The sequence below is a fragment of the Bradyrhizobium tunisiense genome, assembly GCF_042263385.1.
In the GTDB taxonomy this organism is placed as follows: Bacteria; Pseudomonadota; Alphaproteobacteria; order Rhizobiales; family Xanthobacteraceae; genus Bradyrhizobium; species Bradyrhizobium tunisiense.
Map to the genome: position 1 here is coordinate 35,268 of NZ_JBHLEV010000004.1, position 24,727 is coordinate 59,994.

Below are 24,727 nucleotides of genomic sequence, written 5' to 3' on the forward strand. Positions count from 1 at the left end.
CCTCGTCCGACGCGTTACTTTGTCTGGCCGACACTCGGCGCCTTGCCGAGCTCCTTGGCCATGACAAGATGATGCTTGAGCGCCGGCAGCGTCTTGCCGGCCCAGTCCTTCAGCGCGGAATTGTCACCGCCCTTGGCGTAGCGTTCGAACAGCGACACCGCATCTTCATGGGCGCTGACCTGGTAGGAGTTGTAGTCCGAGCTGAAATCCTTGCCGGTGGCGTTCTTGAGCTTGTCGAGCTTGCTCTGGTGCGAGCTGTCGAGTGCCGTCGGCAGGGTCGCCTGCACCTTGCCGTCACTGACGAGACTCTTCAGTTCGGTGCTGGTCTTGGTGTGGTCCGACACCATCTGCTGTGCGAAGCTCTTCTCCTGAGCGTTGCCCTTCTGCTGGGCGAGCTTGCTCGACTCGATCTCGAACATGTCGCTGATCGCGACCTCCTTGACGAAATCCGCAGTAGCAGGTGCGACGCCGAGTGCCGAATTGATGCCGGTCTTCTCGCCCAGCGACTGGGCGAGGGCGGGGCCTGCGAGAAGCACGCAGGCAAGGGCGATGACGGTCCGTTTCATGTCTAGTCCCTTCGGTTGTGCGCGCAGCCTTGTGCCGCGCGATGTTGCGCCGACCAACCGGCCGCGGGAGCCGTGGTTCCTAAGGACTAATCCGCTGGATTGCGTCCGGTGCGCGGATTGATGGGATCGGTCGGCTTGCGTCGAAGCCGCTCGGGCAGAAACGGTTCAGTGGGGACGGCCGTGGCATCGGCACGCACATCGGCGTGGCGTTGTGCGCGCTCGTGCGGCGTCCTGTTGTCGTTGAAGTGGTATTTCACGTCGACGCCATCGACGGGATCGTTGACGCCATGCTGGATATCGCGGAAGTCGCTCATGGTTCACCTCGTTCCTTTCCGGGCAGGATCGTTTCGAGCACCTGCCGCGCCGCTCCCTTGATCATCCGGCTTTGGTTCGGATCGCCCTTCATCAGGGCGAGCGAGAAGTTCTTGGCCTGTTGAAGCGTGATATGCGGCGGCAGCGGCGGCACTTCGGGATCCGTTTTCACTTCCAGCACGACGGGCATCTCGCTCGCCAGCGCCTGCTCCCAGGCCGAACCGAGCCGCTGTGGACTGTCGACGAAGATGCCGCGCAGGCCGATGAGCTCGGCGAAGCGGGAATAGGAGACGTCGGGAATACGCTGCGAGGCCTCGAATTTGGGATCGCCGTTGATGATGCGCTGCTCCCAGGTCACCTGGTTGAGATCCTCGTTGTTGAAGACGCAGACGATGAAGCGCGGGTCGCGCCAGGAGCGCCAGTACTTTGCGGCCGTGACCAGCTCGGCCATGTTGTTCATCTGCATCGCGCCGTCGCCGACGAGGGCGATCACCGGCCGATCCGGATGGGCGTACTTCGCGGCGAGGGCATAAGGCACCGCTGCGCCCATCGAGGCGAGGCCGCCGGAGAGCGAGGCGATCATGCCGCGCCGCATCTTCAGGTCGCGTGCGAACCAGTTGGCACATGAGCCGGAATCACTGGTGATGATGGCGCGATCGGGCAGCCGCGGGGACAGTTCCCAGGCGACGAGCTGCGGATTGACCGGCGCCGCTGGCTGGTGCGCGCGGTCATCCAGCGTCTTCCACCATGCCGCAACGTCCTCTTCGATGCTCTGGCGCCAGGCGCCATCGCTTTTGCGTTTCAGTCGCGGCAGCAATGCGCGCAAGGTCTCGGCGGCATCGCCCACGAGGCCGACCTCCATGGGAAAGCGGATCGACATCATGCTGGCATCGATGTCGATCTGCACCCCGCGCGCGTTGCCTTCCTTGGGAAGGAATTCGGCATAGGGGAAGGCGGAGCCGACCATCAGCAGCGTGTCGCATTCCATCATCATGTTGTAGCTGGGCTCGGTGCCGAGCAGGCCGATCGAGCCGGTGACCCACGGCAGGTCGTCGGGCAGCGCGGCCTTGCCGAGCAGCGCCTTGGCGCAGCCGGCCGACAGCCGATCTGCCACGGCGATCACCTCGTCGGTGGCGCCAAGCGCACCGGCGCCGACGAGCATCGCGACCTTGTTGCCGGCATTGAGGATCTCCGCAGCGCGATCGAGATCGGCCTCCTGCGGCATGATGCTGGGGGCGCTGTAGCCGATGCCGGAATGCAGCGTGCCGTGGGCGCGGGGCGGGTCTTCGTAAGGCTCTTCCTGCAGATCATTAGGCAGGATGATCACGGTCGGGGTCCGCCGCGCCAGCGCGATCCGCGCCGCGCGATCGATCAGATGCCGCACTTGCGCAGGCGAGGACGCCTGCACGACGTAGGCGCCGGCAACGTCCTTGAACATCGAGACGAGATCGAGCTCCTGCTGATAGCTCCCGCCCAGCGCGTTCCGCGCCTGCTGGCCGACGATCGCGAGCACCGGCTGGTGATCCAGGAGCGCGTCGTAGAGCCCGGTGACGAGATGCGAAGCGCCGGGACCGGAGGTCGCAATGCAGACACCGAGCTCCCTTGAGAATTTTGCATAAGCGGTTGCCATGAAGGCGGCCATCTCCTCGTGCCGCGCCTGCACGAAGCCGATCTCGTGGTCCTTTCCCTGGGCCCGGTTCATCGCGCCGAACACGCCGTTGATGCCGTCGCCGGGATAGCCAAAGATGTGGCGCACTCCCCATTGATGCAGACGCTGAATGATGAAGTCGGAGACTGTCTGGGACATAGCGGGCGGCTCTGGGTTCGGCCTCGTTAGCTGGAGAACCGGTTGTTTGGGGCGATGTTCCCAAGCTGTTGCGAAACGCACGCCGGAACGATCGATCACCCCTTGCGGTTGATTCACAGATGCCTGAGTGGAGAATGACGATGCTGAATCAGGGCGAACTGGACCGGAACGAGATGGGCCGGCTCATTGGAAGCGACAAGGTCGAGGGAACCGCTGTCTACGGTGCCGATCGAAACAAGATCGGTTCGATCGAGCGGGTGATGATCGACAAGATCACTGGCAAGGTCTCTTACGCAGTGCTCGGCTTCGGCGGCTTTCTTGGCCTCGGCAATGATCACTACCCGTTGCCTTGGCAGTCGCTGAAATACGACACCGAGCTTGGCGGTTATATTACCGCAATCACGGCCAGCGATCTGGAAGGCGCTCCAAAATATGGCGAGCAGACCCAGTGGAACTGGAGCGATGACGCTGCCGTGCGCCGCATCAATGCCTATTACGGCGTCCCCTTCGCGTAACGAGAAGACGATCCGACGAGCAGGGAACGGCCGACCGACGAATCCCCGGGGTCAGAATGACTGGGGATCGCACAAACGGACGGACAAGCCTTGACGGACAAGCCTGGCAAGGCAGTCCGGAGAAGGAACAAGGATCGGACAAGGTGAAGCCCGACCTGGGCAAATGGCACGGGACGAAGACGCAATGACAAGTGTCTCCCGTGGGGACGAGATGAAGCGCGGCGTTGATGACGCCGCGCTTCTTTCTTGAGTTATGGCGTTCCCGGATGGCCGCGGGGGTTCTTCACGAGGCCGGGCCGTACATCCTTCGAGGGACTCTCCCGAGCGCCTACGCGGCCAGGATCGTACCTCCTTCGACCCTTCGGAGAGAAATGGTGACCGCGGCACGAGACTGCGGCTAGACTGCACCCAACCTGATCAAAATCCCGGGAGGTATCTAAGTGAAGACCGCGATCACCGAGCTGTTCGGCATCGAGCACCCCATCATCCAGGGCGGCATGCATTTCGTCGGCTTTGCCGAACTGGCCGCCGCCGTGTCCAATGCCGGCGGGCTCGGCATCATCACCGGCCTCACCCAGAAGACGCCGGAATTGCTCGCGAAGGAAATCGCACGCTGCCGCGACATGACCGACAAGCCGTTCGGTGTGAACCTGACCTTCCTGCCGACCTTCGCGGCGCCGCCTTACCCCGAATACATCGCTGCCATCGTCGAAGGCGGCATCAAGGCAGTGGAGACTGCGGGCCGCAGCCCGGAGGCCTACATGCCGGCGCTGAAGGCCGCAGGCATCAAGGTCATCCACAAATGCACCTCGGTCCGCCACTCGCTGAAGGCCGAGCGCATCGGCTGCGACGCCGTCAGCGTCGATGGTTTTGAATGTGGCGGTCATCCCGGCGAGGACGACATTCCCAACATGATCCTGCTGCCGCGCGCGGCGGAGGAGTTGAAGATCCCGTTCGTCGCCTCCGGCGGCATGGCCGACGGGCGCAGCCTCGTCGCGGCGTTGTCGCTGGGCGCGGCCGGCATGAACATGGGCACGCGCTTCATCGCCACCAAGGAAGCGCCTGTGCATCAGAACGTGAAGAACGCGCTGGTCGCGGCCACCGAGCTCGATACCCGCCTGATCATGCGCAGCTTGCGCAACACCGAGCGCGTGCTGAGAAATGCCAATGTCGATCGCCTCATCGAGATCGAGCGCGAGAAGGGCGACAAACTGAAGATCGACGACATCCACGACCAGGTCGCGGGCGTCTATCCCAAGATCATGCTCGAAGGCCAGATGGACGCCGGCGCCTGGAGCTGCGGCATGGTCGCTGGGTTGATCCACGACATCCCCTCCTGCAAGGAGCTGATTGACAGGATCATGGGCGAGGCGGAACAGATCATCCGCAACCGCCTGATGGGGTTCCTGGACGGGACGGGTGCGACGCGAAAGGTCGCATGACACCGCCAAACTTCTTAACCACGGCGGCACTTGACCGCTGGAATTGGCCGCGGCGCCTCCTAAATAGGAGTAAATTACCCCTTTAATAATCCAGTTTCAGGAGGCGTCCGTGGTCCTGAAGAGCATTCATTTTGCAGTTGCCGTTGCCCTCATGCTCGCTGGCGGCGGTATCGCTCGCGCTGACGACTACAAGCCCGGTGAATATCTCGGTCTCGATCTCTCCAAGGCGGTGCTGTCGCCGAAGCGGCTCGGGCCCGAGACGCAGTTTGCACCGGTAGCCTTGGAGGCACGTGGCGGCAACGAGGCGCAGGCCCGCGCCGAGCTGGTCGACGTGCCGAAGAAAGTTGCCGCCGAGCGCGTCCGTGGGGCCGAGCCCAAGGCCGCGCACGCCAGGGCCGCCCAGCCGCGCGGCGCAGCTCGCGCGAAGCTTGCGCATCGTCACGGCAACCCGCTGGATGCGCAAGCAATGGATACCCGCATCCAGACCTGGCCGTGCCGCTCCGGCGGCATCTGCAACTGGAAGCATTAGGCGAGGCTGAAGCCGTCATCCGCGCGTCGCAAAACCGTAGGCGCGGAGTCAAGAAACCGTAAGCCGGGAGTCAAGGAGCGCAGGCACCTTCCGTCGCGATTCGACGAAGGTTTCCTGAATGGCAACGCTCCGCGCTTCGCGCGCATGGACCCGGCGGCAATTCCTGGTCCGTTCGACTTCAAGCCTGGCGGTTGCCTCGCTCGGCACGCTCGCGACCCCGTACCTCAGCCGCGCCGCCGATCGTCCGCAAATCGCCGGCGGAATCCAGTCCGGTGACGTCTGCGATGGCTCCGCCGTGATCTGGGCGCGCGCGGACAGGGCCGCACGGATGCACGTGGAGTGCTCGACCGTCGAGAGCTTCAGGAGCATCATGGCGTCGGCCTCGTGCGATGCGCTGCCCGATGCGGACTTCACCGCAAAGCTGCAGCTCGACGACCTGCCGCCCGGGCAGGACGTCTTCTATCGCATCCGCTTCGACGACATCGCGACTGGCCTTCGTGGCGAAAGCCGTCTCGGGCATTTCCGCACTGCGCCGGCAGCTCGCCAGTCGATCTCATTCGTGTGGTCGGGCGACGTCGCGGGGCAGGGCTGGGGTATCGACATCTCGCGCGGCGGCTATCGCAGTTACCGCACCATGCTCGACAACCGTCCGGATTTCTTCATCCATTCCGGCGATCACATCTACGCCGATTGCACGATACCTGCCGAGCAGAAGCTGCCCAACGGCGAGACCTGGCGTAACCTCGTGACCGAGGAGAAGTCCGAAGTCGCGCACTCGCTGGCTCAGTTCCGCGGCAACTACAAATACAACCATCTCGACGAGAATTTTCGTGCCTTCCATGCGGAGGTGCCGATGTTCGCGCAGTGGGACGATCACGAGGTCACCAACGACTGGTCGCCGACCGGCAGCTATGATCAGGCCGGCCATGAGGACGACGGCACCCCGCGCCTCGTCGCGCGCGCCCGCCGCGCCTTCTTCGACTTCATGCCGATCCGTGATCTCGGCGCGCGGCAGAGCCGGGTTTACCGTCGCATCGGCTACGGTCCGCTGCTCGACGTCTTCATGATCGACATGCGCAGCTATCGCGATGATAGCTGGAACAAGGGCGGCGACCGTCGCGGCTGGATCCTCGGGTCCGAGCAGCTTGCCTGGCTGAAGCGGGAGCTCGCCGCCTCGCGCGCGACGTGGAAGGTCATCGCCGCCGATTTGCCGATCGGCCTCGTCAGTCTCGATGCCGTCGCGCTCGGCAATGGGGCGCCTGACCGGCGCGAGCACGAGATCGCCGACCTTCTCAGCTCGATCAAGCGCGCCGGAATCCGCAACGTGGTGTGGCTCACCGCGGACATGCACTACACTGCCGCGCATTATTACGATCCCGGCAAGGCACAATTCAGGGATTTCGAGCCGTTCTGGGAGTTCGTCTCCGGCCCGCTGCACGCCGGGAGCTGGAGCCCGGGCGAACTCGACGATACCTTCGGGCCGACGGCGATGTACCAGAACGGCTGTAGCGCAGCGCAGGGCGAGAATCTGGCACCCTGTTTCGGACTGCAGTTTTTTGGCCGCGTCGACATCGATGGCCGCAGCGGCGTCATGACCGTCACGTTGAAGGACGTCGACAATCGCAGCCTATGGTCCGTCGACATCGCGCCGCAGCCACAGGCGCGACCGGCTGTGGTGGCGCAGCATTCGTGAGGGGGATACGCTGCCCTCGTCGTCATGCCGGGACAAGCCGGCCATGACGATGAGAGGCCTAGCTCGCATCTAACCCGATCTTGATTGGCCGCCGCGCTGCTGGCGCGCTAGGATGCCCGCTCCCGCCATCTCGTTTCCTTCACCGAAGAGTCTGTCCCCGCGGCCTCGCGGCGCGTCCGGCGGGATGCAATACGTCAGGAGCCTGTTCATGGACAATCTGAAGACACAGGGCATCAGCATGCCCAAGCTCGGCCTCGGCACCTTTCGCATGCAGGGCGATGCCTGCCGCGCCGCGGTCGAGAGCGCGCTGTCGATCGGCTATCGCCACATCGACACTGCGGAGATGTATGCGAACGAGGAGCCGATCGGATCAGCCATCGCCGCGTCCCGTCTGCCGCGAAACGAGCTGCACGTCACGACAAAGGTCTGGCACGAGAACCTCACCCCCGACGCGATGCGGCGTGCCTTCGATGCCAGCCTGAAGAAGCTTCGGCTCGACCATGTCGATCTCTATCTCGTGCATTGGCCGTCGAAGGCCGCGGACTGGGGTGCGGTGTTCGAGACCCTGATGAAGCTGAAGGAGGAGGGGCGCACGCGGGCCATCGGTGTCGCCAATTTCACCACGGCGCTGCTCAAGATCGCGGTCGAGGACATCAGGGCGCCGATCGCCTGCAATCAGATCGAATATCACGCGATGCTCGATCAATCGAAGGTGCTGGCTTATCTCGCGGCAAAGTCGATCCCGCTCGTCGCTTATTGCCCGCTCGCGCAGGGGCGCATTGCCTCGGATCCGGTGCTGGCGGAGATCGGTGCCAGGCACAACGCGACCGCTGCGCAGGTGGCGCTGAAATGGCTGCTCGACCAGGACGGCGTCGCCGCGATCCCAAAAGCCTCGCGCCGTGAGAGCCAGCAAGCCAATCTCGACGCGCTGAATATCACGCTCGACGATGGCGACCGCCGGAAGATCGCCGCGCTGCCGAAGGACAGGCGTTGCGTCAATCCGGGTTTTGCGCCGAAGTGGGACTAGCGCCAAGCGCTTTCGATACGCAAAAGAAATGGCCCCGTGAGGGGCCATTTCCATATGACTCTGCGTTAGTCCCAGTGATGGTGACGATGGCCGCGCTTGATCACCACGACCTTGTCGCGATGGTGGCCGCGATGCCAGCCGTGGTCGCGATGCGTGCGGTATTGGGCGCGAGCACCGTACGGGCCGTGATGATGATGGTGATAGCCGCTGCGCTTGATCACCACCGTCTCGGCACTTGCGAGGGTCGGCGCCGCGATCGCGAGCGCGCCCAGGGCCGCAATTACATAACCAAGCTTCTTCATGACGTCCTCCTCCAATTCGAATGCACATCTAAACCGCGCATTCACGCGATCGTTCCGGAGGAATCGCAGGAGAATTCTGAACGGCTGTTCAGGTGGCTAATCGCAGCGTTGCTGCAATGGTGTCGGCGAGCCTGTCGCGATGTACTTGCCGTCCCTGATCGTGTACTCGCCGCGCTCGCTGCGATTGTAGATCGCACGCAGGCTGCCGTCCTTTGCGAGCAGCAAGCCGAACTCACGCGTCTGACGCAGCGAGGGGAAGTACACCATCATATTGAGCAGGCCGTCGGCGTTGACCGTGGCCGATACAATCTCGTTCTCGTCCCTGGCCTCGCCGAAATTGCGCCGGTACATCACCCGGCCGTCCTTCCGGATCTCGTAGGTCAGCAGCGCGCCCTTGTCGCGGTCGGGCCGAGCCGCGCAGTCGACCGCCCACGAGCCGAGCAGGCCCCATTGCTCGACCGTCGCGGCCAGCGTCCCGGCAGCCGCCGCAGGTGTGATCGCCGCCCACAGCATCGCAGCCGCGATCCAGCGGCTCAAACAACGCGTCATGTCCCAGAAGAACCCCGCCTCGAAGAATTCCAAAGTGTAGCATCCCGCCCGCTTCCGTCCATGGCAGCGGCCGATCGCTCGCGAATTTGATCCGCGTCAATGAGGCCGGTCTTTTCGGGGGTAGGATGGGCTTCCCGAAGGCGAACCTGGATAGAGCAATGCTGAATCAAGTCATGGATTTTGCGGGCGAAGTGCTGCCGGGGAGCTGTGCCGTGCCGCCGTATTCCGAGACCGCGTTTCTGACCGAGCTGGGCGATCGCCTGCGGTCCTCGCGCATGCGCTGCGACCTGTCGCGCCGCGAGCTGGCCCGCCGTTCCGGGATTTCCGAGCGCTATATCGCCCAGATCGAGGCCGGCAAGGGCAACGTCTCGATCGTCCTTTTGCTGCGGCTGGCCTCCGCGATCCACGGCAGCCAGCCCCAGGCGGCCTGACGCTTCGAGGTGACCGCCATGGGGCAGCTCGTTCTCGCCGCCAAGGTCACCCATGTTCCGTCGTTGATGCTGTCGGAGGCGCCCGGCAGCCCGCTGCGCAACGCGCGCGAGCCGGCGGTCAGCTCCTTGCGCGAGCTCGGCCGGCGGGCGAGAGAGCGCGGCGTCACGAGCTTCGTGGTGTTCGACACCCATTGGCTCTCCAATTTCGGCTACCACGTCAATGCCAATGCGCGGCATTGCGGCTCGTTCACGAGCCATGAGGCGCCGCAGATGATCCAGGATCTGCGCTACGACCTGCCGGGCGATACGGCTCTCGCGGAGGCCATCGCAAACAGGGCCGTGGACGCGGGCCTGAACGTGATCGCCCATCAGGTGGCCAGCCTCGGGCTCGAATACGGCACCGTCGTGCCGATGCACTACCTGAACCCGGACGGCTTTGCGAAGGTCGTCTCGGTCGCCTCGCCGCTCTTCACCTCGTTCGAGGAAAGCCGGATCCTCGGTGAAGCGACCCGCCGCGCGATCGATCAATCCGGCGAGCGGGTCGCCGTCCTCGCCAGCGGTTCGCTCTCGCATCGGCTCTGGCCGAACAAGCAGCTCGGCCCCGAGGCGTGGACGTCGATCGCGAGCGAGTTCAACCGCCAAGTCGACCTGCGCGTGCTCGAGCTGTGGCAGAGCCGCCGCTATCGCGAATTTCTCGACATGCTCCCGGACTACGCCACCAAGTGCAACGGCGAGGGCGGCATGGCTGACACGATCATGCTGTTCGCTGCCCTCGGCTGGTACGATTATTGCGGCGCTGCCGAGCAGCTCTGCGACTATTTTCCCTCGTCCGGCTCCGGCCAGGTCAACGTCGAGTTTCACGTCGAGGCGTGAGGCAGCGCCTCAGGCCCGCTTCTCAACATTGGCGCTGCGGGCCGGCACGCCGAATTCCTTGCGGCAGACCTCGGCCAGCACCGCGACGCCCTCGCGGATCTGCTGATGCGTCGGACTTGCAAAGCAAAGCCGCAGCCGCGAGCTGGAATGGCCCTTGTTGGTCGACCATTCCGGCCCCGGATTGATCGAGACACCCGCCGCGAGCGCGGCCTGATACAGCTTCAGCGTATCGACCTGGTCGGGCAGCTTTACCCAGAGGAAGATGCCGCCCTTGGGCTCCTCGAATTCTGCGGCCGTCCCGAACTGCTCGTTCAGGGCTTCCATCAGCGTGTCGAGCTTGGTGCGCAGCGCCTTCGTCAGAGCCGGCACGTGGGTCGAAAAGTGTGGCTTGCAATAGGTGGCGAGCACCATCTGCTCCAGCGCGCCCGAGCCGGCATCCGTCTTCAGCGCCAGCATCCGCGACATCACATCCCAGGGCGCCACGATGAAGCCGACGCGCAGCGCCGGCGCGATCGATTTGGAGAACGAGCCGATATGGATCACGCCGCCGCTCTCGCTCATCGCGTAGATCGCCGGCGGCCGCTGCCCTGACCAGACGAGGTCGGCATAGCAATCGTCCTCGAAGATGGGCACGCCATACTCGGTCGCGAGCCGGACCAGTTCGGCACGACGGCTCTCCGGCATGATGCTGCCGGTCGGGTTTTGCACCGTCGGAATGGTGTAGATGTATTTGGGGCGGATGCCGCGGCTCTTCAGATCGGCCAGCGCCGTCGCCAGCAGGTCCATCCGCATGCCGTCCGCATCGAGCGGAATGCCGACCACGTTGACGCCGAGACGCGCCAGACGGGTCAGTGAGCCCTGATAGCTATCCTGCTCGAAAATCACGGTGTCGCCGCGCGTCAGCAGCGTCGCGTTGACGAGGTCGAGCGCCTGCAGCGAGCCGGAGACGATCATGAGGTCGTCGACCGTGCAGGTGATGCCGGCATCGCGCTTCAGCTTCGTCACCAGGAATTCGCGCAGGGGCAAATAGCCCTGCGGACCGTGCGCCAGCCCATAGGTGGCAAGCGACCGTCCCTCGCGCTGCAGCGCCAGTGTGGTGGCCTCGATCAGGCCCTCGAGCGGCAATTGCTCTGAATCGTTATTGCCACCCACAAAGCTGTATTTGGCAAGGCCTGTCCAGCGCGCAGAAGGGGCCGGCAGCCCTGCCGGAAACAGGGGTGCGAAGTCGAAGCTGGACGTCATGGGAGCGTTCCTCGTTTCTATTCTTGTCGAGGCAGCCGGCGTTGCGCCAGCCCACCTTATTCTTGTTTCTTGCCAGCCGTCCGGGTCGGACGGCCTTACTTCCTGGTCGCCGTCCGGGTCGGACGGCCCTGGCTGATGAAAGCGTAGTGCGCATTGGCGACGCCGCCAACCATCAGGGCCTCGACCACGGGCTCGGCAATCTCGCCTGTCGCGGCCCAGTCGACCAGGAAATTGGCCCCCGTGCCGCCGCGCACGTCGTCGGTCGGAATGAAGATCGAGACGGTGGCCAGCGGCTTCAGGGCCACCTGACCCTTCAGGTAGCTCTCGACCTGCTTGCCTGCGGTGTCGAAATAGGCGATGCGTTTGATCACCAGCGGCTGGGTTTCGGAGGCGTTGTGAACACTCAAGGTCACCGAGAAGTCGACACGCAGCTTGCCCTGGCTCATCGCGACGCTGGAATAGGCGGGCACGTAGAACCCGCCGGAGATGACGAGTTCTTCCTTCGGCGTTGCGGTGAGAGAATCGGCAAAGTTCTGTTCGATACTGATCTTGGATTGTGCGGCGACGGGCGCGGCTAAGGCGAGGGAGCATAGCAGCATTGCTACGAACAGCCCTTCTCGCATGTGACGAATTGCTCGCTTGCCGCGCCGCAACCCGCCTCTAGGGTGCGGCAAAACGGACCAATTTGGCATGCACGAGCTCATTCGCGACATTACTCTCTGTATTCTGTTTGCCTGGATGCTGGGTCTGCTCGCCCATTTCTCCCGGCAGCCGCTGATCCTGGCCTATCTTATCGCCGGCTTCTGCATAGGTCCATTCGGCGCCGGCTGGGTCCACTCGCAGGAATCGATCAGCGTCATCTCCGAGCTCGGCCTGATCTTCATGCTGTTCATGATCGGGCTGGAGATCGACCTGAAGAAGATCGTGCGGGCGGGAAAGGTGATCCTGTTCGCCGCGGGAGGCCAGCTGCTCGGCGGTTGCCTGCTTGGCGTCCTGTTCTTCGTCGGCATCGGCCTGTCGCTCGGCGGCGGGCAATTCGATGCGGTCTATCTCTGCGTTGCCTGCGCACTGTCGAGCACCGTCATCATCGTCAAGGTGCTCTACGAGAAGCGCGAGCTCGACACGCTGCCGGGACGAATCACGCTCGGCGTGCTGGTGCTGCAGGACATCTTCGCCATCCTTTTCCTGGCGGTGCAGCCGAGCCTCGCCAATCTGCAGGCCAGCGTCATCCTGCTCTCGATCGGCCGTGTCGCGGTGCTGGTCACCGCAGCCCTGCTGGTCAGCCGCTACGTGCTGCCACGGCTGTTCCACCAGATCGCCCGGCGGCCGGAGCTGATCCTGCTCGGCGCGCTGGCCTGGTGTTTCCTCGTCTCCGAGACCGCCGAACGGCTGTCGCTGTCGCGCGAGATGGGTGCCCTGATCGCCGGCGTCTCGCTCTCGACCTTTCCCTACGCGCTCGACGTCACCGCCAAGGTCACCACGCTCCGGGACTTCTTCATCACCCTGTTCTTCGTCGCGCTCGGCATGACCATTCCCATCCCCGGCCTCTCCGTGATCGGGCTGGCGCTGATGATCGCGGCCTTCACGGTCGTGAGCCGCCTCGTCACCACCTTCACGCCACTTTATCTGATGAAGCAGGGCCTTCGCGCCAGCCTGTTGCCGGCGCTGAACCTCGCGCAGATTTCCGAGTTCTCGCTGGTGGTCATCCAGACCGGCGTCGCCGCTCACCATATCTCGGCGCAGACGGCGAACGCGGCTTCCTTCGCCTTCGTGGTGCTCGCGGTGCTCTCGACCTTCGCGATGAGCCGCAGTGACGAGATCATCCGCTGGGCGATCGGCCCCTTGAAGCGAATCGGCCTGCGCGACCTCGACCATGGCAGCGGCCATGCCGAGGAGGGGCACGAGGCCGGCCATGGCGAGGCCCGCCGCATCGTCATCCTCGGCTTTTTCCGTGCAGCGAGCGCGCTGCTGGCCGAGGTCGAGCGGCAGACGCCGGTGCTGCTCGAGCAGATCACCGTGGTCGACTTCAACCCCAATGTGTACCAGACCCTGCTTTCGCGCGGCCTGCACGTGATCTATGGCGACATCAGCAATGTCGATACCTTGCTCCATGCCGGCATCGGCAAGTCCGAGATGATCATCCTCAGCGTGCCGGACTCGCTGCTGAAGGGCGCCACCAACGAGAAGCTGGTCCGCCACGTCCGCGCCCTCAATCCGACCGCCTTGATCGTGGCCACGGCGGACCTCTTGGCCGACGTCGCCTCGCTCTACGAGGCCGGCGCCAGCTACGTCACCGTGACCCGGCTCAGCGATGCCCACGAGCTGTTCACGGTGATCGAAGCCGCCCAGGCGGGTCTTCTGGCCGACAAGCGCGCCGAGCTCGATCAGCGGCTCGGTGAGCGGCGCGAAGTGCTGCCCTGACGGCGTCCGGGCGCCTTCCTCTCCGGCTGTCTGCGCCTATATCCTGGTATCTTCGGTGCAAGCCTCGCCTCCGATGGCCCGCCGCCCGGAATATCTGGTTGCGTCCAGGACACTAGCGCCCCGGCCGAAGTCCAGCTAAGCCTCCCGGCATAACCGATAGAGATTGGGACATGCCCGATAGCGTCCAGGAAGTCTTGCAGGCCTTTGCCCGGGGTGAGCTCGTGGTCGTCACCGACGACGACGACCGCGAGGGCGAGGGCGATCTGATCGTCGCCGCCTCGCTCTGCACCGCCGAGAAGATGGCGTTCATCATCCGCCACACCTCCGGCATCGTCTGCGCGCCCGTGACTACCGAGGACGCGCGCCGCCTACGGCTCGATCCGATGGTGGCCCATAACGATTCCGCTCACACCACTGCGTTCACGGTGTCGATCGACTACAAGCCCGATGGCGGCACCGGCATCTCCGCCGAGGAGCGCGCCTCTTGCTGCCGCGCGCTCTCCAATCCCAATGCCGGCGCCAACGATTTTGCCCGGCCCGGCCACATCTTTCCGCTGATCGCCAAGGACGGCGGCGTGCTGCTTCGCTCCGGCCATACCGAGGCGGCCGTCGATCTCTGCAAGCTCTCCGGGCTGCCGCCGGTCGGCGTCATCAGCGAGCTGATGAACGACGACGGCAGCGTGATGAAAGGCGAGCAGGTTGCCCGCTTCGCCGCCCAGCACAAGCTCAAGCATGTCACCATCGCGGACATGATCGCCTACCGCCAGGCGCGCGAAAAGTTGATCGAGCGGGTCTCGACCTTCGTCACCGAAAGCCCGATTGGCCCCTTGCAAGGCTATGCCTATCGGTCGCCGTTCGATTCCATCGCCCACGTCGCTTTCGTCTATAACGGCGTCGGCGACGGCAAGAACGTGCTGACCCGCTTTCACAAGCCGAACATCGTCAAGGACATCTTCACCGGGCACAAGCGCATGGCGGCCGTGCTCGAGCATTTCAAGAAATCCGGCCGTGGGGTGCTGGTTTACTTGCGCGACGGCGCGGCCGGCGTCCCCGTGGCGGCGCTGCCGGACGAGTCGGCGACGGAAGCCGACCGCAACCGCCAGTGGCGCGAAGTCGGCGTCGGCGCGCAGATCTTGCGCGACCTCGGCGTCACCTCGATCCGGCATCTCACCTCCTCGGTGCACGACTACAAAGGCTTGTCGGGCTTCGGCATCGAGATCGTCGCCAACGAGCAGCTTGAAAGCTAGCGCTGTCGTTCCGGGGCGCGCCACGCGCGTCCCCGGGGGATTCACGCAGATCCCACCATCTGCAACGCAATTGCACTTGTTGCCGCGGCGCTCTACTTTGTCGGGCAAATTTTGACGGAACCAGACGAAAGGACGTTTCATGAGCGTGCGCCCTCAGGCCAAGGACAAGCCGGCTGCGGCTTCTTTCCAGTGGGACGATCCGTTCCTGCTCGACGAGCAGCTGACCGAAGACGAGCGCATGGTGCGCGACACCGCCCGCGCCTACGCCCAGGACAAGCTGCTGCCGCGCGTCACCAAGGCCTATCTCGAGGAGAAGACCGACCGCGAGATCTTCAACGAGATGGGTGAGCTCGGCCTGATCGGCATCACGCTGCCGGAGGAATATGGCTGCGCCAATGCGAGCTACGTCGCCTATGGCCTGGTCGCGCGCGAGATCGAGCGGGTCGATTCCGGCTATCGCTCGATGAACTCGGTGCAGTCCTCGCTGGTGATGTACCCGATCTACGCCTATGGCGACGAGAACCAGCGCAAGAAGTACCTGCCGAAGCTCGCCAGCGGCGAGTGGGTCGGCTGCTTCGGCCTGACCGAGCCCGATGCCGGCTCCGACCCGGCCGGCATGAAGACGCGTGCCGAGAAGGTCGCGGACGGCTATCGCCTCACCGGCAGCAAGATGTGGATCTCGAACGCGCCGATCGCCGACGTGTTCGTGGTCTGGGCCAAGTCGGCCGCGCACGACAACCAGATCCGCGGCTTCGTGCTGGAGAAGGGCATGAAGGGCTTGTCCGCGCCGAAGATCGGCGGCAAGCTGTCGCTTCGCGCCTCCATCACCGGCGAGGTCGTGATGGACGGCGTCGTGGTTCCGGAAGACGCGCTGCTGCCCAACGTCTCGGGCCTCAAGGGTCCGTTCGGCTGCCTCAACCGCGCCCGCTACGGCATCTCCTGGGGCGTGCTCGGCGCGGCCGAGGATTGCATGCATCGCGCGCGCCAGTACACGCTCGACCGCAAGCAGTTCGGCAGGCCGCTGGCCGCGACCCAGCTGGTGCAGAAAAAGCTCGCCGACATGCAGACCGAAATCGCGCTCGGCCTGCAGGGCTCGCTTCGCGTCGGCCGGCTGATGGACGAGGGCAAGTTCGCGCCCGAGATGATCTCGATCATGAAGCGCAACAATTGCGGCAAGGCCCTCGACATCGCCCGTGTCGCCCGCGACATGCACGGCGGCAACGGCATCTCGATCGAGTACCACGTGATGCGCCACGTCCATAACCTCGAGACCGTCAACACCTACGAGGGCACCCACGACGTCCACGCCCTGATCCTGGGCCGGGCAATCACTGGCATTCAGGCGTTTTTCTGAGAACGGGCGTCGTTGATATGCTCCGCTGTCATCGTCCGCGAAAGCGGACGATCCAGTATTCTAGAGACCTAGCCTTCGCCGCAAACGCCTCGGCGTACTGGATACCCCGCCTTCGCGGGGTATGACGGCGAGGGGTGGGGCAGCAGTGCGCAGGAAGTCCCCATGTCCGATAATGACGACGTCCCGTTCAACCGAAACTTTCCGCTGAAAGCCGGCATCGTCGAAGAAGTCCGACCCGGCGTACGCCGCGTGCTCTGTAACAATCCGAGCCCGTTCACCTTCACCGGCACGGTCAGCTACATCGTCGGCAAGGGCAATGTCGCGATCATCGATCCCGGTCCTGATGATGCGGCGCATGCGGCTGCGCTGCTCGATGCCGTGCGCGGCGAGACGGTGAGCCATATCTTCGTCACCCACACCCATCGCGACCATTCGCCGAACACCGCGCGGATCAAGCAGGCGACAGGGGCGCCGGTCTATGCCGAAGGCCCACACCGGGCCTCGCGCCCACGTTTCGAGAGCGAGAAGCACAATCCGGAATCCGGATCCGACCGCGATTTTGCACCTGACATCAACCTTGCACATGGCGACGTCGTCGAAGGCGACGGCTGGCGGCTCGAGGCGGTGGCGACGCCGGGGCACACCGCCAATCATCTGGCATTCGCCTGGCCGGAGCGAAAGTTCAACTTCGTCGGCGATCACGTGATGGGCTGGTCCACCTCGATCGTGGCGCCGCCAGACGGCTCGATGATCGACTACATGGATTCGCTCGACCGGCTCGCCGCACGCGAAGAGGATCTCTATTTCTCCGGCCACGGCCCCGAGATCCCCGACGGCCAGCGCTTCGTGCGATTCCTGATCCGGCATCGCAAGGCGCGCGAGGCCTCGATCCTGCACCGCCTCGCCAAGGGCGAGACCGACATCCCGACCATAGTGCGCGCGATCTATATCGGCATCGATCCCAGGCTCACGACGGCGGCCGGCTATTCGGTGCTGGCGCACCTGGAAGATCTGGTCGCCCGCGGCGTGGTCGCGACCGAGGGCGATCCGGTGATCGGCGGGACCTATCGGATGGCTGGCGCGTAGCTCTCCGCTGTCATTCCGGGGCTCGCGAAGCGAGAGCCCGGAATCTATTCATCGACGAACTCCGCCGCCCGATGGATTCCGGGTTCGTGCTTCGCACGCCCCGGAATGACAGCGAGGCTACTTCTTGACCGTCTTTGCCGGTGCCTTCGGCGGCGTCACCGGCGTCTTCTTCACGGGCTTGAGCGCGTCGGCGTCGGCCGCGGTGTTGAGATCGTCGATGAATTTCTTGACGCGTGCGGCGTTGCTGCCGAGATCGCTATCGAAATTGCGCGAGGCCGAACGGATATCGACGCGGGAGTCATCGCCGTCCGCCACGAACCTTATCGAAACGTCCTCGCGAAAACCCATGATCGGCGTGCGCGCCACCGCCTCGATGCGGCCGATGCGGCGAGGCGGCTGCGGCGCGCGCTCGTCGATGATGATCCATTTGCGCTTGTTGACGAGCTGCAGCGCGATCGCATAGGCGCGGTCGACGGAAATCTCGAGCTCGACCGGCTCGATCTCTGGATAGAAGTGGCGCTGCTGCTCCGCCGAATAGAGCCCGGCATAGACCGCGGTGTTGGTGCCCTCGCCGGTGCGCAGGCGCGCGAGCGCGTCGAAACGCGGCGGATCAATCGGGTCGGTGGTGATGTCGTGGATCACCGGCAGCTTGCGATATTGCAAGGCCAGATAGGCGGGGTAGGCGAGGATCGCTCCGTCGATCAGAAGGGCGAGCAGGATGCGCGCCATGCCGCGCGAGCCGTTCTGCCAGATCGCGGCAAAGCCGGCGAGCCCGAACAGGATCGAGAGGCCGGCGATCGCGAGACCGCCGAGGAAGGTCGCGAGCGCCGGCTTCGGCTCCAGGAAATCGAAACGGACGATGATGACCGACACCACCACGGCCACCACCGCGAACACGGCCAGGTTGCGCGCCCAGCTCGCGAGGCTGGACACGGGCTCCGACTGATAGGGAGCGGAAAACCTGCGGGCCATCGAGTGAGCTCTGCCGGGGATTTGGAGCGATGCCGGCCGATCCGGCGCGACGATGGGCCGTTGAGACCACGGCGCGGAGGCAAATTCAAGGGTTCCGGGGACCCCTGCATCGTCATGGCCGGGGATAGCCGTCCCAAGGATGGCGTCGCTTCCGCTCGCCTATGCCCCGGCCATCCACGCCTTTCTTTCCGCCAGAACGTGGATGCCCGGGACGAAGCCCGGGCATGCCGGTGGTCGTGGCTTACGCCGCAGCGTTCGGGAAGCGGTAATCCTTGAACTGGTCGCGCAGCGCCGTCTTCAGGATCTTGCCGGTGGCGGTATGCGGAATACCCTCGACGAAGGCGACGTCGTCCGGCATCCACCATTTGGCGATCTTGCCGTCCATGTATTTCAGGATGTCCTCGCGCGTGGCCTGCTGGCCCTGCTTGAGCTGCACGATCAGGAGCGGCCGCTCGTCCCATTTGGGGTGGAATACGCCGATCACGGCAGCTTCCGCCACGGCCGGATGGCCGACCGCGAGATTTTCGAGGTCGATCGAGGAGATCCACTCGCCGCCGGACTTGATGACGTCCTTGGAACGGTCAGTGATCCGCATATAGCCGTCCTCGTCGATGGTCGAGACGTCGCCGGTGTCGAAGAAGCCCTCCTCGTCGAGGATGTTGGTATCCACCCGGTAATAGGCCTTGGCGACGGCCGGGCCGGCGACCTTGAGGCGGCCGAAGGTCTTGCCGTCCCAGGGTAGCTCCTTGCCGGCATCGTCGGTGATCTTCATCTCGACCGCGAAGGGCGCATAGCCCTGCATCTGCAGCACGTCGAGCCGCGCATCGCCGGTGGCATCCTGGAATGGCGGCTTCAGCGCCGCGACGCTGCCAATCGGGCTCATCTCGGTCATGCCCCAGGCGTGACGCACGTTCGAGCCCATGTCGAGGAAGGCCTTGATCATCGAGCGCGGCATCGCCGAGCCGCCGCAGATCACCATCTTCAGGTTCGGCAGCTTGAGATTATTGGCGGTCATGTGCTGGAGCAGCATCAGCCACACCGTCGGAACGCCGGCGGTGTGCGTCACCTTCTCGGTCGAGAGCAGCTCATAGACCGATGCGCCGTCGAGCTTGGCGCCCGGCATGACCAGCTTGGTGCCCTGGGAGGGGGCGGAGAAGGCGATGCCCCAGCTGTTGGCATGGAACAGCGGAACCACCGGCAGCATCGTCTCGGACGCGCTCGTGCCGAGCGCGTCGACATTGTTGGCCATCAGCGCGTGCAGCACGTTGGAGCGATGCGAATACAGCACACCCTTGGGGTCGCCCGTCGTGCCCGACGTGTAGCACATCGCGGCTGCCGTGTTCTCGTCAAAGTCCTTCCATTTGAATTTGCCGTCGGCCTCCGCAATCCAGTCCTCATAGGCGACGACATTCTTCAGCGTGGTCGCGGGCATATGCGCCTTGTCGGTCAGCACGACGTAGCGTTCCACGCTCGTCAGCTTGTCGGCGATCTTCTCCAGGACCGGAACGAAGGTGATGTCGGTCATCACGATGCGGTCCTGCGCATGGTTGATGATCCAGGCGATCTGCTCGGGGAAAAGGCGGGGATTGACGGTATGGCAGATGGCGCCGATTCCCATGATGCCGTACCACACCTCGAGATGGCGCCAGGTGTTCCAGGCGATCGTTGCGACACGGTCGCCGAGCTTGATGCCGTCGCGCTCCAGCACCTGCGAGACCTTGAGCGCGCGCTTGTGGATCTCGGCGTAAGTGGTGCGATGAATCGGTCCCTCGACCGAGCGTGTGACCACCTCCTGCTTGCCATGAATCCTGGCGGCGTGTTCGATGATCCGGTGGCAGAGCAGGGGCCAATCTTGCATCAAACCAAGCATTCCGACGTTCCTCCGAGAAGCCGCTGGGCGCGTTTTCGCTCTCAGCGTTGGGCCAAAGATTGCCATGGGTTTTAGCGTGCCGGACTTTCGCCGCAAATGGTCTTGTCGCGGCTTTATGTCCACTGGGGCGGCAATGGTTACCGCTGCGGTCGGGCTGTCACTGGTGTTCGCCGAGAGGGCGGAGGCGCGGAAATATCCCGCGCCGCTCGATATCTTCAACCTTGGGGCTCCAAAGCCGCGCGCAGCCGTCCGCGCCGCCAGGATTCCCCTCCCAAAACCGCGTCCCGAAGAGGCCCCGAAAGCGACCGACGAGGGGCCATCACAGGCAGAGGGCAAGCCATCTCCGGACAAGCCGAGTGCGGAGAAGCCTGCCGAAGCCGTGCCGCCGCCCGAGAAGCCGGTCTCGGCCTGCCGTCTCGCGCTGACCGAGGAGATCGCGATCGCGCCCTCAATTCCGGATATCCGCGGCCCCGGCGTCTGTGGCGGCGAGGATCTGGTGCGGCTGGAAGCCGTCGTGCTGCCGGACAAGCGCAAGGTGACCGTCAAGCCGGCGGCTATTCTCCGTTGCACCATGGCGTCCGCGATCGCTGATTGGCTGCGCAAGGATATCGCGCCGCTCGCCACCAGCCTCGGCTCGACCATTGGCGAACTCGATAATTTCGATTCGTTCGAGTGTCGCGGCCGCAACCGTGTCGCCGGCGCGATGCTGTCGGAGCACGGCAAGGCCAATGCCCTCGACATACGTGCCATCAAGCTGGCCAACGGGCAATCGATCGGTCTGACCGACCGTACCATGTCGCGCGAGGTGCGTGAGCGCGTGCTGCACTCGGTCTGCGCGCGGTTCTCCACCGTGCTCGGCCCGGGTTCGGACTGGTACCACGAGGACCATATCCATCTCGACTTGGCGCAGCGGCGCAACGACTACCGGATCTGCCAGTGGAACGTCTGGGATCCGCTGCCGCAGGTCGCCCCCCTGCTGCCGGCGGAACGCCCTGACGAGGCGCCGCCTCGCGAGGTCGCGGCCAAGCCGGGCGCGGAGGGGGCCGATAACGGGGAGGCGGAGAAATCGCCTGCGTCCGGAGACAAGCCGACCGCTGATGGCAACAAAGCCCAGCCGTCCAAGCCCGCAACAAAAAAGCGCCGGTGAAACCGGCGCTTTTGAAACGTCTCAGGATGGCCCTGCTCAGTAAGAAGAAGCGGAGCCGCCGCCCTGGAGCGCCAGCCGCGAATTGTAGGGCGAATCGCCGTGCTTGGGCTCGAGCACCACGACGAGGGTGCCGAGCTTGACGCGATCATAGAGATCGATCGCGTCCTCGTTGGTCAGGCGGATACAGCCTGACGAGATCGAGGCGCCGATATATTCCGGCTGGTTGGTGCCGTGGATGCGGAACAGCGTGTCCTTGCCTCCCGAATGGAGGTACAGCGCGCGGGAGCCCATCGGATTGTCCGGTCCGGGTGCAACGTAGGTCGGCACGCCCAGGCGCGAGATTTCGCCGGGGGTGGGGTGCCAGGCCGGCCACTCGGTCTTGCTGGCCACCTTGGCGATTCCCGACCAGGCCATGGCCTCTTCGCCGACGGTGATGCCGTAGCGGATCGCCTTGCCGCCCTCCAGCACGTAATAGAGGTAATGGTTGTCGGAATCGACCACGATCGAGCCCGGCGCTTCCTTGCGGTGGAATTCGACAATGGCGCGGCGGAACGGCTCGGCGACCGCATTATTCTCGTACTTGACCTTGGCAAGGAGTTCCTTGTCCTTCGGCTTGAACGCCTTGGTGTCGGTCGCCTCGTAGCGCGTGGCCTGCATGCAGCCTGACAGCATCAGACCAGCGGCCAGAATTCCAAATATGACTTTCAGCGACGACATGGTTTGGTTCCAATCAAAACAATACCGTGCGGAACGCTTGAGCTTGGCGCCCAAGTTCCTCGACTCCGTTAATCCCCATTATCGTTGAAATCTGCCACAATTCCAGCACTGAAGCCCTTTTCCCGCGCTGCAAGACCGTAGCTGTGGCTTTTCTGCCGCAAATTTTGCGGCGGAGTGGAGGTTATTTGGGCGGGAAGCGCCGAACTGTCGATTCCGGGCCACAGTTGGGCCGCAAGTGCAAACGCTTCGTTAATCTAGTTGTCATCGTGAACTTGTCAGAATCGCGCTAAGGGCTGTCGTTCTGACGCAGGTTTTCTGGAGTCGTGCATGTTTTCGGTGTTTGTTCCCTCCGAGTCCGCCCTCAAGAAGGCCGTCGTCGAGGACCTCACGGTACTGCCGGAGAGCGCGGTCTGGATCGATCTCGTCAATCCCAGCGCCGCCGAGGACAAGGCGGTGGAGCGGCTCGCGGGCATTGCCATCCCGACCCGGGAAGACATGCAGGAGATCGAGATCTCCAGTCGTCTCTATATCGAGAACGGCGCGCGCTACATGACCGCGACGCTGATGTGCCACTCCGATACCGACATGCCCCGGACCACGGCGGTGACCTTCATCCTCGGCGACCACCGCCTCGTGACAGTGCGCTACGACCAGCCCAAGCCCTTTGCCCTGGTTGAGGCCAAGCTAGCCCGCTCCTGCACGCCCGCGATCACCGGCGAGATGGTGCTGATGGAGCTGCTGGACGCCGTAATCGACCGCTGCGCCGACATCCTGGAGCGCTGCGGCGCCGAGATCGACCAGGTCAGCCACGACATCTTCGAGCCCGAGAGCGAGCGCCACGGTCATGCCAAGCAATATTCCCAGATCCTGATCTCGATCGGCCGCAAGGGCGATCTGACCTCGAAGGTTCGCGAGAGCCTGGTGTCCATCGGCCGCGTCGTCACGTTCCTCTCCGCGGTGGTGGAGGGCGTGAAATGGTCGAAGGACATGCGCGAGCAGCTCAAGACCATGCAGCGCGACGTGGCGTCACTGACCGATCACGCCTCCTATCTCTCCAGCAAGATCACCTTCGTGCTCGACGCCATGCTCGGCGTCGTCAATCTCGAGCAGAACAACATCATCAAGCTGTTCTCGGTCATGGCCGTCGTCCTGATGCCGCCGACGCTGATCGCCTCGATCTACGGCATGAATTTCAAGGTGATGCCGGAACTCGAATGGGTACACGGCTATCCGATGGCGCTGGTGATGATGCTGATCGCCGCGATCGTCCCGTACTGGCTCTTCAAGTGGAAGAAGTGGCTGTAACACTACCGAGACCTTACACCGGACGCAGAGACACGATGGTTGGTGTCGCAGAATAGAGCGGGATTGCGGCCGCGCGGTGATGCCTGTGTGCCGCCCCAATTCCTCCGGTAAAATTTGAGCAGTGGGCTGAACGTTTGCGCGAAACTTGTCTGCGATAAGCAGCATGTTAGCCGCGAGGAACAACCATGGTTGAAAAACACATAACGACGCCCCGCAACGTCATCGATCTGGCGAACTATCGTCAGGCGGTGACGAGCGGCAAGGCGCCGTCGTTGTCGGCACGCATGTGCCGGCACTGTGGTGCTCCGCTGCTCGACGGCGAGAACGACGACGACTGCTCGACTGCATTCAGCACGGCCGCTCCGCGGCCGCGCGAGAGGTCGCGTCGAATTCGACTCGATTGAGGAACGGGGAGGAACGGCGGGCGATCCAGGTCTTGCGGCGGCGTTGTCTGGATCGCCTTGCTTCCCCAAAGCACGATTTCCAATTCCGTGATTGCTTCGCTTTCGCCTTCGCTCGTTGAGCTTCGGGGGACAAGCCGCTTGCAATGACGAGGACGCTATACGTGCTGGCCGCCGTTGATGTGGATCTCGGCGCCGTTGACGTAAGAGCTGGTGTCCGTGCACAGCACGTAGATGATCTTGGCGACCTCGTCGGGCGTGCCGAGCCGGTGCATCGGGATTTGCTGCTCGACGATCTTCTCGGTGCCCGGTGACAGGATCGAAGTGTCGATCTCGCCTGGCGCGATGGCGTTGACGCGCACGCCGACGCGGCCGAAGTCGGAGGCCATCTCGCGCGTCAGCGAGGCAAGCGCGGCCTTGGACGTCGCATAGGCCGCACCCGCGAAGGGATGCACGCGCGAGCCCGCGATGGAGGTGACGTTCACGACCGAGCCCTTGGCCGCCTTCAATTCCTCGATCAGCCCTCGTGCGATCATGATCGGCGCGAAGAAGTTGACATGGAAGACATGCGTCCAGGTGTCGAGATCGGTGTCGACCGAGCCGAGCCGGGAGCCGCCGGGGCCCTTCGGCGAGATCGCGGCGTTGTTGACCAGCGCATGCAGTGTGCCGCCCTCGAGCCGGTCGCGAATCTCGTTGATCGCGCGCGCCGTGTCCTGGGGATTGCCGAGGTCGACCTGGATGTGGTCCTCAGGCCCCGCGTCCCACGGGCAGTCTTCCGGAAAGGGATGCCGCGAGCAGGTGATGACGCGCCAGCCGGCCGAGGAGAAGCGGATCACGGTGGCGTGGCCGATGCCGCGGCTGGCTCCGGTCAGGAGCAGCGTACGGCGCGGCGCATTGGACGAATGCGGCATGGACATCT

At 64.2% G+C, this 24,727-nt stretch carries 25 protein-coding genes; 14 read left to right on the forward strand and 11 right to left on the reverse strand.

The features are described from left to right. Window positions 1–14: 14 nt before the first annotated feature. The 3 genes from ACFDR6_RS18970 to ACFDR6_RS18980 form a co-directional block, all read right to left on the reverse strand. A complete protein-coding gene (locus tag ACFDR6_RS18970) occupies window positions 15–566 on the reverse strand; it encodes a DUF4142 domain-containing protein (RefSeq protein WP_375859148.1) in 552 nt (183 codons plus the stop codon). A gap of 86 nt (window positions 567–652) precedes the next feature. Continuing rightward, the gene (locus ACFDR6_RS18975; protein WP_212080859.1) at window positions 653–880 is read right to left on the reverse strand and encodes a hypothetical protein; all 228 of its coding nucleotides are present in this window, start codon (window positions 878–880) and stop codon (window positions 653–655) included. Beyond that, window positions 877–2,685, reverse strand: a complete 1,809-nt coding sequence (locus ACFDR6_RS18980; protein WP_375859149.1) for a thiamine pyrophosphate-requiring protein — start codon at window positions 2,683–2,685, stop codon at window positions 877–879. Before ACFDR6_RS18980 ends, ACFDR6_RS18975 begins: the two co-directional genes overlap by 4 nt. 140 nt (window positions 2,686–2,825) lie before the next feature. On the opposite strand from ACFDR6_RS18980, the gene ACFDR6_RS18985 reads away from it, so the two are divergent. From ACFDR6_RS18985 to ACFDR6_RS19005, 5 genes are all read left to right on the forward strand, one after another. Continuing rightward, window positions 2,826–3,200, forward strand: a complete 375-nt coding sequence (locus ACFDR6_RS18985; RefSeq protein ID WP_212080861.1) for a PRC-barrel domain-containing protein — start codon at window positions 2,826–2,828, stop codon at window positions 3,198–3,200. Window positions 3,201–3,640: 440 nt separating this feature from the next. Next, entirely contained in the window at window positions 3,641–4,642 is a 1,002-nt protein-coding gene (locus ACFDR6_RS18990) for an NAD(P)H-dependent flavin oxidoreductase (protein ID WP_317240678.1), read from the forward strand. A gap of 109 nt (window positions 4,643–4,751) precedes the next feature. Continuing rightward, entirely contained in the window at window positions 4,752–5,171 is a 420-nt protein-coding gene (locus tag ACFDR6_RS18995; protein WP_375859151.1) for a hypothetical protein, read from the forward strand. Between the two features lie 118 nt (window positions 5,172–5,289). After that, a complete protein-coding gene (locus tag ACFDR6_RS19000) occupies window positions 5,290–6,864 on the forward strand; it encodes an alkaline phosphatase D family protein (RefSeq protein ID WP_375859152.1) in 1,575 nt (524 codons plus the stop codon). Window positions 6,865–7,072: 208 nt separating this feature from the next. After that, on the forward strand, window positions 7,073–7,891 hold the full coding sequence (locus ACFDR6_RS19005) for an aldo/keto reductase (protein WP_212080865.1): 819 nt from the start codon (window positions 7,073–7,075) through the stop codon (window positions 7,889–7,891). A gap of 65 nt (window positions 7,892–7,956) precedes the next feature. Here the strand turns inward: ACFDR6_RS19005 and ACFDR6_RS19010 are convergent, their stop codons facing one another. Then, window positions 7,957–8,193: a hypothetical protein gene (locus tag ACFDR6_RS19010; RefSeq protein WP_212080866.1), complete on the reverse strand. Its 237-nt coding sequence runs from the start codon at window positions 8,191–8,193 to the stop codon at window positions 7,957–7,959. Between the two features lie 96 nt (window positions 8,194–8,289). Next, window positions 8,290–8,742 (reverse strand): hypothetical protein, encoded by a 453-nt coding sequence (locus ACFDR6_RS19015; protein ID WP_375859153.1) that lies wholly within the window; start codon window positions 8,740–8,742, stop codon window positions 8,290–8,292. A 158-nt stretch (window positions 8,743–8,900) separates the two neighbouring features. Between ACFDR6_RS19015 and ACFDR6_RS19020 the strand changes: the two genes are divergently transcribed. Together ACFDR6_RS19020 and hpaD are read left to right on the forward strand one after the other, a co-directional pair. Next, window positions 8,901–9,173 (forward strand): helix-turn-helix domain-containing protein, encoded by a 273-nt coding sequence (locus tag ACFDR6_RS19020; protein WP_026202606.1) that lies wholly within the window; start codon window positions 8,901–8,903, stop codon window positions 9,171–9,173. Between the two features lie 18 nt (window positions 9,174–9,191). Then, the gene (hpaD, locus tag ACFDR6_RS19025; RefSeq protein WP_375859154.1) at window positions 9,192–10,046 is read left to right on the forward strand and encodes a 3,4-dihydroxyphenylacetate 2,3-dioxygenase; all 855 of its coding nucleotides are present in this window, start codon (window positions 9,192–9,194) and stop codon (window positions 10,044–10,046) included. Window positions 10,047–10,055: 9 nt separating this feature from the next. Here the strand turns inward: hpaD and ACFDR6_RS19030 are convergent, their stop codons facing one another. Next, window positions 10,056–11,288, reverse strand: a complete 1,233-nt coding sequence (locus tag ACFDR6_RS19030) for an aminotransferase-like domain-containing protein (RefSeq protein ID WP_375859155.1) — start codon at window positions 11,286–11,288, stop codon at window positions 10,056–10,058. A 95-nt stretch (window positions 11,289–11,383) separates the two neighbouring features. Beyond that, entirely contained in the window at window positions 11,384–11,911 is a 528-nt protein-coding gene (locus tag ACFDR6_RS19035; protein WP_375859156.1) for a DUF3124 domain-containing protein, read from the reverse strand. Between the two features lie 67 nt (window positions 11,912–11,978). On the opposite strand from ACFDR6_RS19035, the gene ACFDR6_RS19040 reads away from it, so the two are divergent. The 4 genes from ACFDR6_RS19040 to ACFDR6_RS19055 all read left to right on the forward strand — a co-directional run bounded on the left by ACFDR6_RS19040 (window position 11,979) and on the right by ACFDR6_RS19055 (window position 17,396). Then, window positions 11,979–13,709: a cation:proton antiporter gene (locus ACFDR6_RS19040; RefSeq protein ID WP_212080870.1), complete on the forward strand. Its 1,731-nt coding sequence runs from the start codon at window positions 11,979–11,981 to the stop codon at window positions 13,707–13,709. A 170-nt stretch (window positions 13,710–13,879) separates the two neighbouring features. Beyond that, window positions 13,880–14,956: a 3,4-dihydroxy-2-butanone-4-phosphate synthase gene (ribB, locus tag ACFDR6_RS19045; RefSeq protein ID WP_375859157.1), complete on the forward strand. Its 1,077-nt coding sequence runs from the start codon at window positions 13,880–13,882 to the stop codon at window positions 14,954–14,956. 139 nt (window positions 14,957–15,095) lie between these two features. Beyond that, window positions 15,096–16,310: an acyl-CoA dehydrogenase gene (locus ACFDR6_RS19050; protein WP_063196452.1), complete on the forward strand. Its 1,215-nt coding sequence runs from the start codon at window positions 15,096–15,098 to the stop codon at window positions 16,308–16,310. Between the two features lie 162 nt (window positions 16,311–16,472). Then, window positions 16,473–17,396 (forward strand): MBL fold metallo-hydrolase, encoded by a 924-nt coding sequence (locus ACFDR6_RS19055; protein ID WP_375859158.1) that lies wholly within the window; start codon window positions 16,473–16,475, stop codon window positions 17,394–17,396. 117 nt (window positions 17,397–17,513) lie between these two features. On the opposite strand, the gene ACFDR6_RS19060 is transcribed toward ACFDR6_RS19055, so the two are convergent. Then, window positions 17,514–18,368: a DUF1499 domain-containing protein gene (locus tag ACFDR6_RS19060; protein WP_375859159.1), complete on the reverse strand. Its 855-nt coding sequence runs from the start codon at window positions 18,366–18,368 to the stop codon at window positions 17,514–17,516. Window positions 18,369–18,609: 241 nt separating this feature from the next. Continuing rightward, entirely contained in the window at window positions 18,610–20,238 is a 1,629-nt protein-coding gene (locus tag ACFDR6_RS19065; protein WP_317240666.1) for a fatty-acid--CoA ligase, read from the reverse strand. A 64-nt stretch (window positions 20,239–20,302) separates the two neighbouring features. On the opposite strand from ACFDR6_RS19065, the gene ACFDR6_RS19070 reads away from it, so the two are divergent. Further along, window positions 20,303–21,385 (forward strand): extensin family protein, encoded by a 1,083-nt coding sequence (locus ACFDR6_RS19070; RefSeq protein ID WP_212080876.1) that lies wholly within the window; start codon window positions 20,303–20,305, stop codon window positions 21,383–21,385. Window positions 21,386–21,421: 36 nt separating this feature from the next. On the opposite strand, the gene ACFDR6_RS19075 is transcribed toward ACFDR6_RS19070, so the two are convergent. Continuing rightward, a complete protein-coding gene (locus ACFDR6_RS19075; RefSeq protein WP_212080877.1) occupies window positions 21,422–22,102 on the reverse strand; it encodes a L,D-transpeptidase in 681 nt (226 codons plus the stop codon). Window positions 22,103–22,429: 327 nt separating this feature from the next. Here ACFDR6_RS19075 and ACFDR6_RS19080 point away from each other — a divergent pair, with 327 nt between their 5' ends. Together ACFDR6_RS19080 and ACFDR6_RS19085 are read left to right on the forward strand one after the other, a co-directional pair. Further along, window positions 22,430–23,407 (forward strand): magnesium transporter CorA family protein, encoded by a 978-nt coding sequence (locus ACFDR6_RS19080; RefSeq protein WP_212080878.1) that lies wholly within the window; start codon window positions 22,430–22,432, stop codon window positions 23,405–23,407. A gap of 185 nt (window positions 23,408–23,592) precedes the next feature. Next, window positions 23,593–23,811 (forward strand): hypothetical protein, encoded by a 219-nt coding sequence (locus ACFDR6_RS19085; RefSeq protein ID WP_212080879.1) that lies wholly within the window; start codon window positions 23,593–23,595, stop codon window positions 23,809–23,811. Between the two features lie 155 nt (window positions 23,812–23,966). On the opposite strand, the gene ACFDR6_RS19090 is transcribed toward ACFDR6_RS19085, so the two are convergent. Further along, a complete protein-coding gene (locus ACFDR6_RS19090; RefSeq protein WP_317240664.1) occupies window positions 23,967–24,719 on the reverse strand; it encodes an SDR family NAD(P)-dependent oxidoreductase in 753 nt (250 codons plus the stop codon). Window positions 24,720–24,727 lie beyond the last annotated feature (8 nt).